At 59.3% G+C, this 13,252-nt stretch carries 15 protein-coding genes and 1 tRNA gene; all 16 read left to right on the forward strand.

Features of this window, described 5'->3' with window-relative positions:
- The first annotated feature begins 64 nt into the window (after positions 1–64).
- Positions 65–319, forward strand: coding sequence for a hypothetical protein (locus CFU_RS08200; protein ID WP_041741546.1), 255 nt, complete (start codon positions 65–67; stop codon positions 317–319).
- Positions 320–408: 89 nt separating this feature from the next.
- The gene (gene yaaA, locus CFU_RS08205; protein WP_014005573.1) at positions 409–1,185 is read left to right on the forward strand and encodes a peroxide stress protein YaaA; all 777 of its coding nucleotides are present in this window, start codon (positions 409–411) and stop codon (positions 1,183–1,185) included.
- A gap of 53 nt (positions 1,186–1,238) precedes the next feature.
- On the forward strand, positions 1,239–2,234 hold the full coding sequence (locus CFU_RS08210) for a threo-3-hydroxy-L-aspartate ammonia-lyase (RefSeq protein WP_014005574.1): 996 nt from the start codon (positions 1,239–1,241) through the stop codon (positions 2,232–2,234).
- Positions 2,235–2,360: 126 nt separating this feature from the next.
- Positions 2,361–3,110 carry a triose-phosphate isomerase gene (gene tpiA, locus CFU_RS08215; protein WP_081466435.1) on the forward strand — a complete coding sequence of 250 codons (750 nt, stop codon included), beginning with the start codon at positions 2,361–2,363 and terminating at the stop codon, positions 3,108–3,110.
- A gap of 57 nt (positions 3,111–3,167) precedes the next feature.
- Complete coding sequence (gene secG, locus CFU_RS08220) at positions 3,168–3,608, forward strand: preprotein translocase subunit SecG (protein ID WP_014005576.1); 441 nt, start codon at positions 3,168–3,170, stop codon at positions 3,606–3,608.
- 85 nt (positions 3,609–3,693) lie between these two features.
- Positions 3,694–3,778 (forward strand) — tRNA-Leu (locus CFU_RS08225).
- A gap of 146 nt (positions 3,779–3,924) precedes the next feature.
- Entirely contained in the window at positions 3,925–4,284 is a 360-nt protein-coding gene (locus CFU_RS08230) for an NADH-quinone oxidoreductase subunit A (RefSeq protein WP_014005577.1), read from the forward strand.
- 3 nt (positions 4,285–4,287) lie between these two features.
- The gene (locus tag CFU_RS08235; RefSeq protein ID WP_014005578.1) at positions 4,288–4,764 is read left to right on the forward strand and encodes a NuoB/complex I 20 kDa subunit family protein; all 477 of its coding nucleotides are present in this window, start codon (positions 4,288–4,290) and stop codon (positions 4,762–4,764) included.
- Between the two features lie 9 nt (positions 4,765–4,773).
- Positions 4,774–5,370, forward strand: coding sequence for an NADH-quinone oxidoreductase subunit C (locus CFU_RS08240; protein WP_014005579.1), 597 nt, complete (start codon positions 4,774–4,776; stop codon positions 5,368–5,370).
- A complete protein-coding gene (locus CFU_RS08245; RefSeq protein ID WP_014005580.1) occupies positions 5,370–6,623 on the forward strand; it encodes an NADH-quinone oxidoreductase subunit D in 1,254 nt (417 codons plus the stop codon). Before CFU_RS08240 ends, CFU_RS08245 begins: the two co-directional genes overlap by 1 nt.
- A 76-nt stretch (positions 6,624–6,699) precedes the next feature.
- A complete protein-coding gene (gene nuoE, locus CFU_RS08250; RefSeq protein WP_014005581.1) occupies positions 6,700–7,203 on the forward strand; it encodes an NADH-quinone oxidoreductase subunit NuoE in 504 nt (167 codons plus the stop codon).
- Entirely contained in the window at positions 7,200–8,495 is a 1,296-nt protein-coding gene (gene nuoF / locus CFU_RS08255) for an NADH-quinone oxidoreductase subunit NuoF (RefSeq protein WP_014005582.1), read from the forward strand. The genes nuoE and nuoF overlap by 4 nt, the downstream gene beginning before the upstream one ends.
- Positions 8,496–8,543: 48 nt before the next feature.
- Complete coding sequence (gene nuoG / locus CFU_RS08260; protein WP_014005583.1) at positions 8,544–10,886, forward strand: NADH-quinone oxidoreductase subunit NuoG; 2,343 nt, start codon at positions 8,544–8,546, stop codon at positions 10,884–10,886.
- Complete coding sequence (nuoH, locus tag CFU_RS08265) at positions 10,886–11,953, forward strand: NADH-quinone oxidoreductase subunit NuoH (protein ID WP_041743144.1); 1,068 nt, start codon at positions 10,886–10,888, stop codon at positions 11,951–11,953. Before nuoG ends, nuoH begins: the two co-directional genes overlap by 1 nt.
- Positions 11,954–11,969: 16 nt before the next feature.
- Positions 11,970–12,458 (forward strand): NADH-quinone oxidoreductase subunit NuoI, encoded by a 489-nt coding sequence (nuoI, locus tag CFU_RS08270; protein ID WP_014005585.1) that lies wholly within the window; start codon positions 11,970–11,972, stop codon positions 12,456–12,458.
- Positions 12,459–12,570: 112 nt separating this feature from the next.
- A complete protein-coding gene (locus CFU_RS08275; protein ID WP_014005586.1) occupies positions 12,571–13,242 on the forward strand; it encodes an NADH-quinone oxidoreductase subunit J in 672 nt (223 codons plus the stop codon).
- Positions 13,243–13,252 lie beyond the last annotated feature (10 nt).

Consider the following 13,252-nt stretch of genomic DNA (forward strand, 5'->3'; position numbering starts at 1 on the left):
GGGATGCGCGGCAGGCGCCAGCGTGCTATGGTGGCAGTTCGCAATGTCACTTCAGGAGGCTGCGATGAAGCTGATTGAGCAGGATGAAATGGAAGATTTCCAGGCGATCTTGCAGGCGCGGCAGCTGGCCGCGGACGACTTCGAATTGCATCAGGTCGATACCACCGATCCCAAAACCGATGAAATATTCGGATTGACCGGTTTTGTCACGGTGAGCAGGAAATCGAATGGACACAAGAAACAATATCCGATCGGCGACGGTTCCAGCTGGGTAACCGAATTCGAGCGGGACCTGCAGCGAGGTGCTTTCGCAGGGTAATTAAGCGCCGATAGCAAGCTGCCGCCAGCGCCGTTATGTTTGTTTCGGTATCATTGCGGACATTCTCAGGTTTATTTGGATAGGTTCACATGCTGATTGTTTTGTCGCCCGCAAAATCCCTCGATTACAGCACTCCCAGCACGACCGAAACACACACCACGCCGGATTTCATCAGCCATTCGGCCGAGCTGATCGGCGTCCTGCGCCAGCTGTCGCCGGCCCAGGTCGGCAGCATGATGAAAATCTCCGATCCGCTGGCGCAGCTCAATACCGCGCGTTTCGCTTCGTGGTCGAAGAAATTCACCAGCGCCAATTCGAAGCAGGCGATCATGGCTTTCAACGGCGACGTCTACGAGGGCCTGGATGCGGCCTCGCTGAGTGCAGCGCAGCTGAACTACGCACAGAGCCGGATCCGGATCCTGTCCGGCCTGTACGGCGTATTGCGGCCGCTGGACCGGATGCAGCCGTACCGGCTGGAGATGGGCACCAGCCTGGCCAATCCGCGCGGCAAGAATCTGTATGCGTTCTGGGGCGACACCGTGACCCAGGCCTTGAACCAGCAGCTGGGCCAGCAAAAATCCGACACGCTGGTGAACCTGGCATCGGAAGAATATTTCAAGGTGGTGCGGCCGAAGGTGCTGGCCGCCAGCATCGTCACCCCGGTATTCGAGGATTGGAAAAACGGCAAGTACAAGATCATTTCGTTCTACGCCAAGCGGGCACGCGGACTGATGGCGCGTTACGCGGCGCTGAACAAGATCCGCGATGCGGAAAAGCTGAAGGATTTTGACCTCGACGGTTACCGTTATATTCCGCAGGATTCCGACGGCGGACGCTGGATGTTCCGGCGCCGCCTGGCGGAATAACTGCATCGATGCGGCATGGCTGTCTGACTCGGATTAACTATTAAGGAAGAAAAATGGCTGCAAGCGAACTTGTTGAATTGGCTGTCACTTACCAGGATATCGCCGCTGCCGCCAAGCGCCTTGAGGGCATCGCCTACAAGACGCCGGTGCTGACTTCCAGCCAGGCCGATCATCACGCGGACGCCAGCGTGTTCTTCAAGTGCGAAAATTTCCAGCGAGTGGGCGCTTTCAAGTTCCGCGGCGCCTATAACGCCATCAGCTGCCTCAGCGAAGAGCAGAAGCAGCAGGGCGTGGTGGCGTTTTCATCCGGCAACCATGCGCAGGGCATGGCGCTGGCGGCGCGCATGCTGGGCGTGCATGCCACCATCGTCATGCCGAGCAACGCGCCGGCGATGAAGCTGGCGGCGACGCGCGAATACGGCGCCGAAATCATCCTGTACGACCGCGAGCGCGAAGACCGCGAGGTGATCGCCGCGCAACTGTCGGCTGAACGCGGTTGCGCCGTGATCCCGGCATACGATCATGCGGACGTGATTGCCGGCCAGGGCACGGCGGCGAAAGAGCTGTTCGATGCAGTGGGGCCGCTCGATTACCTGTTCGTATGCACCGGCGGCGGCGGTTTGCTGTCCGGTTGCGCTATCGCCGCGGCGCAATTGTCGCCTGGCTGCATCGTCATCGGCGTCGAGCCGGAGGCGGGCAACGATGCGCAACAATCGTTGCGGACAGGCAATATCGTACATATCCCGGTGCCCGACACGATTGCCGACGGCGCCCAGACGCAGCATGTCGGCAAGCTGGTGCTGCCTATCCTGCAGGCGTATGTAAAAGACATCGTTACCGTCAGCGACGACCAGTTGCGGACCCAGATGCGCTTCTTTGCCGAGCGCATGAAGATCGTGGTCGAGCCGGCAGGCTGCCTGGCGGCTGCCGCGGTGATGCACAGGGTGTTGCCGTTCGCGGGCGAAAAAGTAGGGGTGATAGTGAGCGGCGGTAATGTCGATATGGAACTTTTTGCGCGCAGTATTGCTGCTGCGAAACCATTTTTCTGAGTCCGGCCAGGCAAAAACAGCTGCTGCGACCGTTGAATCGTATGCCTTATATTTCCTGCCGGTTTGACCGTCTTCCCTGCGAAGCGTTAGAATGCCGGGTTATTGAAAACTTGGGCCTCGGTAAATATGCGTCGTAAACTTGTAGCCGGTAACTGGAAAATGAATGGCAGTCTGGTTGCCAATGCTGCATTACTGGCGGAAATCAAGGCCGGGCTGGCGGTTGCCGCTTGCGATATTGCTATCTGCGCACCGGCTCCTTATTTCGCGCAATGCCAGGCCGAGCTTGCCGGATCGGCAATTGCCTGGGGCGGACAAGACGTTTCCGCGCACGCCGGCGGCGCTTATACCGGCGAAGTTGCGGTCAGCATGTTGCAGGATTTTGCTTGCCGCTACGTTATCGTCGGCCATTCCGAGCGGCGCGCTTATCACGCGGAAAGCGACGGACTGGTGGCGCAAAAGGCGCTGCGTGCCTTGCTGGCGGGTGTGACGCCAATTGTCTGCGTCGGCGAAACCCTGGTCGAGCGTGAAGCCGGCCAGACCGATGCGGTAGTAGGGCGGCAGCTGGCGGCGGTGCTGGATGTGCTGGATGCAGCCGACCTGGCTCGGATCGTGGTGGCGTATGAGCCGGTATGGGCGATCGGCACCGGCAAGACAGCGACGCCGCAGATGGCGCAAGATGTGCACCTGGCCTTGCGCGCCATGCTGGCAGGGAAGAATCCCACGGCGGCAGTTGAAGTAAAGATTTTGTATGGCGGCAGCATGAAGCCTGACAACGCTGCCGAATTGCTGGCCATGCCGGACATAGACGGCGGCCTGATTGGCGGCGCAGCGTTGAAGGCGGTTGATTTTCTGGCGATTGTCGCTGCAGCCCGGTAGTTCGATAGTCCGGATTTAGTAAAAATAAAGCATTAACTCTTCTTGGAAATCTATTAAATGAACACAGTATTTAACATCATTGTCATCGTTCAGGTGTTGTCGGCGTTGACGATCATCGGCCTGGTGCTGCTGCAGCATGGCAAGGGTGCCGACATGGGCGCGGCTTTCGGCTCCGGCGCTTCCGGCAGCCTGTTCGGCGCTACCGGCTCTTCGAATTTCCTGTCGAAGTCGACCGGCGCGGCGGCAGCGCTTTTCTTTATCGCGACATTGGCATTGGTGTACTTGGGGAATCATCGTTCGGCGGTTACCGGCGGCGTGATGGAAAATCTGCCTGCGGCTTCGGCCCCGGCAGCGGCAACTCCAGCAACAGCGGCGCCTGCAGCAGCAATTCCAGATACATCGGCGGCGCCGGCGGCAGCTTCCGGATCGGCTAGCGCAGCAGCTTCCGTGCCGACACCGTCGACCGGCAGCGCGCAGTCGAATCAAATTCCAAAGTAAGACTAGTCCCACAGTGAAATTGCTGACTTTTAATCCGATTGTGCATTGAACAAAAGTACCAAATCAGGTTAAAATACGCGCTTATGCCGACGTGGTGAAATTGGTAGACACGCTATCTTGAGGGGGTAGTGGCGAAAGCTGTGCGAGTTCGAGTCTCGCCGTCGGCACCAAAGAATATGAGGCCAGCAACGGTTGCCCCTGCGCTGGCTTTTTGTCGAGGAACTTGTGGCGTGGTTTGCCGGATTGGGGGCGTCAGGTTTGAGGATTCGAACCGGCAAATCATTCTGCTAATCGTTCAAACTACTGGCGCAAAATCGTGAACCTCGAAAATTATTTTCCCGTCCTGCTGTTTATTCTGATCGGTATCGCGGTTGGCATTGCCCCGCAAGTGCTTGGTCGTGTACTTGGGCCGCATCGGCCCGACTCCCAAAAAACTTCTCCATACGAATGCGGTTTTGAAGCATTCGAAGACGCGCGCATGAAATTCGATGTGCGTTATTACCTTGTCGCCATTTTGTTCATTTTGTTCGATCTGGAAACCGCATTTTTCTTCCCGTGGGGGGTTGCCATGCGCGACCTCGGTTGGCAGGGCTTTATCACGATGATGGTGTTTATCGCCGAATTCGCGGTGGGCTTCTGGTACATCTGGAAGCGCGGCGCTCTGGATTGGGAGTAAGCCATGTCTATTGAAGGTGTATTGAACGAAGGCTTTGTCACCACTACTGCTGACAAACTGATCAACTGGACCCGTACCGGTTCGCTGTGGCCGATGACGTTCGGCCTGGCCTGCTGTGCCGTCGAAATGATGCATGCCGGCGCCTCGCGTTACGACATGGACCGTTTTGGTGTAATCTTCCGGCCGTCGCCGCGTCAGTCCGACGTGATGATCGTGGCTGGCACGCTGTGCAACAAGATGGCGCCGGCCTTGCGCAAGGTGTACGACCAGATGCCGGAACCGCGCTGGGTGATTTCCATGGGCTCCTGCGCCAACGGCGGCGGCTACTATCACTACTCGTATTCGGTGGTGCGCGGCTGCGACCGCATTGTGCCGGTCGACATTTACGTGCCTGGCTGCCCGCCGACTGCGGAAGCGCTGCTGTATGGCATCATCCAGCTGCAAAACAAGATTCGCCGCACCAATACGATTGCGCGCTAAGAGAGCACCATGACGACCAAACTGGAAACCCTGGAAGCCGCCGTGCGCAATGCGCTTGGCGACGACCTGCAAAGCCTGGCCGTGGCCTTCGGCGAGATCACGATCGTGGTCAAGGCTTCGAATTACCTGTCGGCGATGCGCGTGCTGCGCGATCACGCCGATACCCGTTTTGAAGAACTGATCGACCTCTGCGGCGTCGATTATTCAACCTATGGCGACGGCGCCTGGGACGGCGCCCGTTTTGCGGCGGTTTCCCACCTGCTGTCGATAGAGCACAACTGGCGCCTGCGGGTGCGCGTGTTTGCACCGGATGACGAAATGCCGATGCTGGCCTCGCTGACCGATATCTGGGCCTCGGCCAACTGGTATGAGCGCGAAGCTTTCGACTTTTTCGGCATCCTGTTCGAAGGTCATAACGACTTGCGCCGCATCCTCACCGACTACGGCTTCATCGGCCATCCGTTCCGCAAGGATTTCCCGGTGTCGGGTTATGTCGAGATGCGCTACGACGCTGAACAAAAACGCGTAATTTATCAACCCGTAACGATTGATCCGCGCGAGATTACGCCGCGGGTGATTCGTGAAGAACATTACGGGATCAAATAATGGCAGAAATCAAGAACTACACGCTGAACTTCGGCCCGCAGCATCCGGCCGCGCACGGCGTTTTGCGCCTGGTGCTGGAGCTCGACGGTGAAGTGATCCAGCGCGCCGACCCGCATATCGGCCTGCTGCACCGCGGCACCGAAAAGCTGGCGGAACAGAAAACCTACCTGCAATCCGTGCCCTACATGGACCGCCTCGACTACGTGTCGATGATGTGCAACGAGCACGGCTACGTAATGGCGATCGAACGCCTGCTGGGCCTGGAAGTGCCGCTGCGCGCGCAGTACATCCGCGTCATGTTCGACGAAATCACGCGCCTGCTGAACCACCTGATGTGGATCGGCGCGCATGCGCTGGACGTCGGCGCGATGGCGGTGCTGCTGTATGCATTCCGCGAACGCGAAGATTTGATGGATTGCTACGAAGCAGTGTCCGGCGCCCGCATGCATGCGGCGTATTACCGTCCGGGCGGCGTTTACCGCGACCTGCCGGACACCATGCCGCAGCACAAGGCGTCGCTGGTGCGCAACGCCAAGGCGATCAGCGCCCTGAATGAAAACCGCCAGGGTTCCCTGCTGGACTTCATCGAAGATTTCACCGTGCGCTTCCCGAAATACGTGGATGAATACGAGACGCTGCTGACCGACAACCGCATCTGGAAACAGCGCCTGGTCGGCATCGGCGTGGTGTCGCCGGAGCGTGCCAAGGCGATGGGCTTTACCGGCGCGATGCTGCGCGGTTCGGGCGTCGAATGGGATTTGCGCAAGAAGCAGCCGTACGAAGTGTACGACTTGCTGGACTTCGACATCCCGGTCGGCAAGAACGGCGACTGCTACGACCGCTACCTGGTGCGTGTGGAAGAAATGCGCCAGTCCAACCGGATCATCAAGCAATGCGTAGAATGGCTGCGCAACAACAGCGGTCCTGTGATGACGACCAACCACAAGGTTGCGCCATCGTCGCGGATCGACATGAAATCGAACATGGAAGAGCTGATCCATCACTTCAAGCTCTTCACTGAAGGTTTCCATGTGCCGCCGGGCGAAGCGTATGCCGCGGTCGAGCATCCGAAGGGCGAATTCGGCGTCTACATCGTCTCCGATGGCGCCAACAAGCCGTACCGCCTGAAAATCCGTGCACCTGGCTTCCCGCATCTGCAAGGTTTGAACGAAATGGCCAAGGGCCACATGATCGCCGATGCCGTCACCATCATCGGCACGCAGGATATCGTGTTCGGCGAAATTGACCGTTAAGTAGTCTGCTGTTGCTACGCAGTTATTACCACGCAGTTATTACTAATTAACTACTAGCGCAAAACACCGCGCACGAATGGCCAACGACATGTTGTTAAGTCAAGATACATACAAAAAGATCGATCGCGAAGTAGCGAAATTCCCCGCCGACCAGAAACAGTCGGCGGTGATGGCCGCACTGGCGATTGCGCAGGATGAAAAGGGCTGGCTGGCGCCGGAAACCATGCAGGATGTCGCAGACTACCTGGGCATGCCCGCCATCGCGGTGCAGGAAGTCGCGACCTTTTACAATATGTACAACACCAAGCCGGTCGGCAAGCACAAGATCAGCATCTGCACCAATTTGCCATGCCAGCTGTCCGGCGGCGAGCGCGCGGCGGAGCATCTGAAGCACAAGCTCGGCATCGATTTCCGCGAAACCACGGCCGATGGCCTGTTCACGCTGGTCGAGGGCGAATGCATGGGCGCCTGCGGCGATGCGCCGGTGCTGCTGGTGAATAACAAACGCATGTGTAGCTGGATGTCGAACGAAAAGATTGACGGCTTGCTCCAGGAACTCAGTGAGGTAGCCCCCAAATGACCAGCCTGCACAACCGTCATATCAATCCGCTGATCCTGGCCAACCTGGACGGCGACAACTGGCACTACGCCGATTACGTCAAGCGCGGCGGCTATACCGCCCTCAAGCGCATCCTCTCCGAAGGCATCACCCCGGAACAAGTCATCGCCGAACTGAAAGCCGGTTCGCTGCGCGGCCGCGGCGGCGCCGGTTTCCCGACCGGCCTGAAGTGGAGCTTCATGCCGCGCCAGTTCCCGGGACAAAAATACCTGGTCTGCAACACCGACGAAGGCGAGCCTGGCACATTCAAGGATCGCGACATCATCCGCTACAATCCGCATTCGCTGATTGAAGGCATGGCCATCGGCGCTTACGCCATGGGCATTTCGGTCGGCTACAACTACATCCACGGCGAAATCTGGTCCGGCTACGAGCGCTTCGAAGAAGCGCTGGACGAGGCCCGTGCGGCAGGCGCCCTGGGCGACAAGATCTTCGGCAGCGAATTCAATTTCCAGCTGCACGCATTCCATGGCTACGGCGCATACATCTGCGGCGAAGAAACGGCCTTGCTGGAATCGCTGGAAGGCAAGAAGGGCCAGCCGCGCTTCAAGCCGCCGTTCCCGGCCAGCTTCGGCCTGTACGGCAAGCCGACCACGATCAACAATACCGAGACTTTCGCGGCCGTGCCTTTCCTGCTCAACATGGGCGGCGCAGCCTACCTGGAACTCGGCAAGCCGAACAACGGCGGCACCAAGATCTTCTCGATCTCGGGCGACGTCGAAAAGCCGGGCAATTACGAAGTGCCGCTGGGTACGCCGTTCGCCAAGCTGATGGAGCTGGCCGGCGGCATGCGCGGCGGCAAGAAGATCAAGGCCGTGATCCCTGGCGGCTCGTCGGCGCCGGTGATCAAGGGCGACGTCATGATGGACACCGACCTCGATTACGATTCGATCGCCAAGGCTGGCTCGATGCTGGGCTCGGGCGCCGTGATCGTGATGGACGAAACGCGCTGCATGGTGAAATCGCTGCTGCGCCTGTCGTACTTCTATTTCGAGGAATCCTGCGGCCAGTGCACGCCATGCCGCGAAGGCACGGGCTGGCTGTACCGTCTGGTGCACCGGATTGAAACCGGCCACGGCCGTCCGGAAGACATGGATCTGCTGGATACGGTAGCCGGCAACATCATGGGCCGCACCATCTGTGCGCTCGGCGATGCGGCAGCGATGCCGGTGCGCGGTTTCCTGAAGAATTATCGCGAAGAATTTGAATATCACATCGAGCATAAGCATTGCTTGGTGCCGGCATACGTTTAAGCCTGCGCAAGCAGCGTGCAAAACACTTAGGCAAGAAAAGCAAAAGCCATGGTTGAAATCGAAATAGACGGCAAGAAAGTGGAAGTCCAAGAGGGCAGCATGGTAATGGATGCTGCCAACAAGATTGGCACTTACATTCCGCACTTCTGCTATCACAAAAAACTCTCTATCGCGGCCAACTGCCGCATGTGCCTGGTCGAGGTGGAAAAAGCGCCGAAGGCGCTGCCGGCCTGCGCCACGCCGGTGACCGCCGGCATGATCGTGCGCACCGCCAGCGAAAAGGCCACCACTGCGCAAAAGAGCGTGATGGAATTCCTGCTGATCAATCACCCGCTGGATTGCCCGATCTGCGACCAGGGCGGCGAATGCCAGCTGCAGGATCTGGCGGTCGGCTACGGCAAATCGTCTTCCCGCTACGAAGAAGAAAAGCGCGTAGTGGCGCCGAAAGACGCCGGTCCGCTGATCTCCATGCAGGAAATGAGCCGTTGCATCCAGTGCACCCGCTGCGTCCGTTTCGGCCAGGAAATCGCCGGTGTGATGGAATTCGGCATGGTCGGCCGCGGTGAGCATTCCGAGATCACTACCTTTGTCGGCAAGACCGTCAACTCCGAACTGTCGGGCAACATGATCGACCTGTGCCCGGTCGGCGCCTTGACATCCAAGCCGTTCCGCTACAGCGCCCGCACCTGGGAATTGTCGCGCCGCAAATCGGTCAGCCCGCATGACGGCCTGGGCGCCAACCTGGTGGTGCAAGTCAAGTCCGGCAAGGTGATGCGCGTGCTGCCGCTGGAAAACAACGACGTCAACGAATGCTGGCTGTCGGACAAGGACCGCTTCGCCTATGAAGGCTTGAACAGCGACGAGCGCCTGACCAAGCCTATGCTCAAGCAAGACGGCAAGTGGCAGGAAGTCGAATGGCAGACCGCGCTGGAATATGTGGCGCACGGCCTGCGCAATATCCGCCACGAGCATGGCGCTGACGCCATCGCCGCTGTCGGCACTCCGTATTCGACGCTGGAAGAATTGTCGCTGCTGCAAAAAGTGGCGCGCGGCCTGGGTTCGGAAAACATCGATTTCCGCCTGCGCCAGTCCGACTTCGCGCTGGATGGCAAGGTCATGCCATGGCTGGGCATGTCGATCAACGAATTCGCACAGCTCGACCGCACCTTCATCATCGGCTCGTTCCTGCGCAAGGATCATCCGCTGCTGTCGGCGCGGGTGCGCCTGGGCATCAAGCGCGGCGCCAAGCTGAGCATCCTGCACGCCACCGACGACGACCTGCTGATGCCGGTCGCCAACAAGATGATCGTGGCGCCGTCGGCCTGGCTGTCGGCCCTGGGCCAGGTCGCGGTCGCCGTGGCGCAAGCCAAGAGCATTGCGGTTCCTGCCGGTTTCGAGAATGTCGAAGCCTCGGCGGAAGCCAAGCAGACCGCCGCCAGCCTGCTGTCCGGCGAATCCAAGGCAGTATTGCTGGGCAACGCCGCCGCACAACATCCGCAAGCTTCGCAGCTGCACGCAGTGGCGCAATGGATTGCACAGCAGACCGGCGCCAAGTTCGGTTACCTGACCGAAGCCGGCAACACCGTCGGCGGCTACTGGGCCAACGCCTTGCCTGCCGCGGGCAAGGGCCGCAATGCGCAACAGATTTTCGCACAGCCGCACAAGGCTTACGTGTTGTTGAACGCCGAGCCTGAGCTGGACAGCTTCGATCCGCAAACTGCTGTTGCAGCGCTGAAGCAGGCCGAGATGGTTGTGACCTTGTCGGCTTACAAGCACGGCGCGGAATACTCCGACGTGCTGCTGCCGATTGCGCCGTTCACCGAAACTTCCGGCACTTTTGTCAACTGCGAAGGCCGCGCGCAAAGCTTCAACGGCACCGTCCGGCCAATGGGCGATGCCCGTCCGGCATGGAAAGTGCTGCGCGTGCTGGGCAACCTGCTGGGCTTGCCTGGTTTCGACTACGACACTTCGGAAGCGATTCGCGATGAAGTGCTGGGCACCGGCGAAGTTGCCGCGGCCAACCTGGCGGCACGCCTGAACAACATCAGCGACCTGCAACCGCAAGCCGTGGCGCAAACCGCCGACGGCGCGCTGGAACGCATCGCTGACGTGCCTATCTATTTTGGCGACGCCGTAGTGCGTCGCGCCGTTTCGCTGCAAGAGACCGTGGACGGCCAGGCGCCGCAAGCATGGCTGTCTGCTGCGCTGGCGGCAAAACTGGGCATCGCCGCCGGCGACCGCGTCAATCTCAAACAAGGGCAGGGCGCTGCCGCGCTGGCGGCGGCGATTGATCCTGCGTTGCCGGAAAACGTGGTACGCGTCGCAGCTTCGCATGCCTCGACCGCGGCACTGGGCGCAATGTTTGGTTCTATCGTAGTGGAGAAAGCATGATGGATCATTTCATCGCTGCCATCAATGCCACCGGCGCCGACTGGTTCGGCTTCATCTGGCCGCTGATCTGGAACCTGATCAAGATCATCGTCGTCGTCGTGCCGCTGCTGCTGTGCGTGGCCTACATGACTTACTGGGAGCGCAAGCTGATCGGCTGGATGCATATCCGCCTCGGCCCTAACCGGGTCGGTCCGGCCGGTCTGCTGCAGCCGATCGCCGACGCCCTCAAGCTGCTGCTGAAGGAAGTCACCTTGCCGGCGCGCGCCAACAAGGTCTTGTTCTTCATCGCACCGATCATGACCATCATGCCGGCGCTGGCCGCCTGGGCAGTGGTGCCGTTCGGTCCGGAAACCGTGCTGGCCAACGTCAACGCCGGCCTGCTGTTCGTGATGGCGATCACTTCGATGGAAGTCTACGGCGTGATCATCGCCGGCTGGGCTTCCAACTCCAAGTACGCCTTCCTCGGCGCGATGCGCGCTTCGGCGCAGATGGTGTCCTACGAAATTTCGATGGGCTTCGCCCTGGTGATCGTGCTGATGGTGTCCGGCAGCCTGAACCTGACCGATATAGTGATGGCGCAAAGCAAAGGTTATTTCTACGATCACGGCGCTGCGTTCCTGTCGTGGAACTGGCTGTCGCTGCTGCCGGTGTTCCTGATCTATTTCATTTCGGGCATTGCCGAAACCAACCGTCACCCGTTCGACGTAGTGGAAGGCGAGTCGGAAATCGTTGCCGGCCACATGATCGAGTACTCGGGCATGTCGTTCGCGATGTTCTTCCTGGCCGAATACGCCAACATGATCCTGGTCTCCATCCTGACCACGCTGCTGTTCATGGGCGGCTGGGCCTCGCCGCTGGCGATGCTGGACTGGATCCCGGGCTGGATCTGGCTCGGCGCCAAGACCTTCTTCATGCTGTCGGTGTTTATCTGGGTGCGTGCATCGTTCCCGCGTTATCGCTATGACCAGATCATGCGTCTCGGCTGGAAAGTATTCATCCCCTTGATTCTCGCCTACCTGGTGATTGTCGCTGCCTGGATTCAAAGTCCATGGAATATCTGGAAGTAATGGAAGGTTAGTGAAAATGGAAGCCATCAAGGATTTTTTCGGCAGTCTGATGCTGCTGGAGTTGCTCAAAGGGTTGCGGCTGACCGGCCGTTACCTGTTTGCGCGCAAGATTACCGTGCTGTTCCCGGAAGAAAAGACGCCGCAATCGCCGCGTTTCCGCGGCCTGCACGCGCTGCGCCGCTACCCGAACGGCGAAGAGCGCTGCATCGCCTGCAAACTGTGCGAAGCGGTTTGCCCGGCGATGGCGATCACCATCGAGTCCGAACAGCGCGCCGACGGTTCGCGCCGCACCACGCGCTACGACATCGACCTGACCAAATGCATTTTCTGCGGTTTCTGCGAAGAGTCTTGCCCGGTCGATTCGATCGTCGAGACCCACATCCTGGAGTACCACGGTGAAAAGCGCGGCGATCTGTACTACACCAAGGAAATGCTGCTGGCCGTGGGCGACCGCTACGAACCCGAGATTGCCGCGGCGCGCGCTGCGGATGCTGCATATCGTTAATTATTGAGCCGTTTGTTTAGTCAGTTGAGTACAGAGCAATTCGGCGCACGGCGGCGCCTCTTAAACTCTGTCCCGCAAATAACTAACTTTCGCAATTTGTTTATAGGCCATTATGGAATTTAAGACCTTCTTGTTCTACGCGTTTTCGGTGGTGCTGGTGATCGCCGCCTTGCGCGTAATCACCGCACGCAATCCAGTGCACGCCGCGCTGTTCCTGGTATTGTCGTTTTTCTCCGCGGCCGGCATCTGGATGCTGCTGAAAGCCGAATTCCTGTCCATCGTGCTGGTGCTGGTGTATGTCGGCGCGGTGATGGTGCTGTTCCTGTTCGTGGTGATGATGCTCGATATTAACCTCGACAAGATGCGAGAGGGATTCTGGGGCTACTTTCCGCTGGCGGCCACCGTCGGCACGGTCATCGTGCTGGAAATGGCCGCGGTCATCTTCCACGGTTTCCAGGGTTCCGAAGCCGACGTTCCCGCCATCTCGGCCAACATCGGCAACACCAAGGAGCTGGGCAAGCTGATCTACACCGAATATGTGTACGCGTTTGAAATCGCCGCCGTCATCTTGCTGGTGGCGATCGTCGCCGCGGTAGCCCTGACGCTGCGCCGCCGCAAGGACACCAAGTATTTCTCGCCTTCCGCTGCAGTCAAGGTCAAGAGCACCGACCGGGTTCGCATCGTGAAGATGAAGTCGGAAGCCAAGGTCGATCCGGTCGCGCCCGCGAATCCTGCCGCGCCCCTTGCAACTCCGCCGGCCGCACCAGCGGCCCCACAAAAATAACAAGGACGCA

Source organism: Collimonas fungivorans Ter331 (assembly GCF_000221045.1).
GTDB classification, from domain to species: domain Bacteria; phylum Pseudomonadota; class Gammaproteobacteria; order Burkholderiales; family Burkholderiaceae_D; genus Collimonas; species Collimonas fungivorans_A.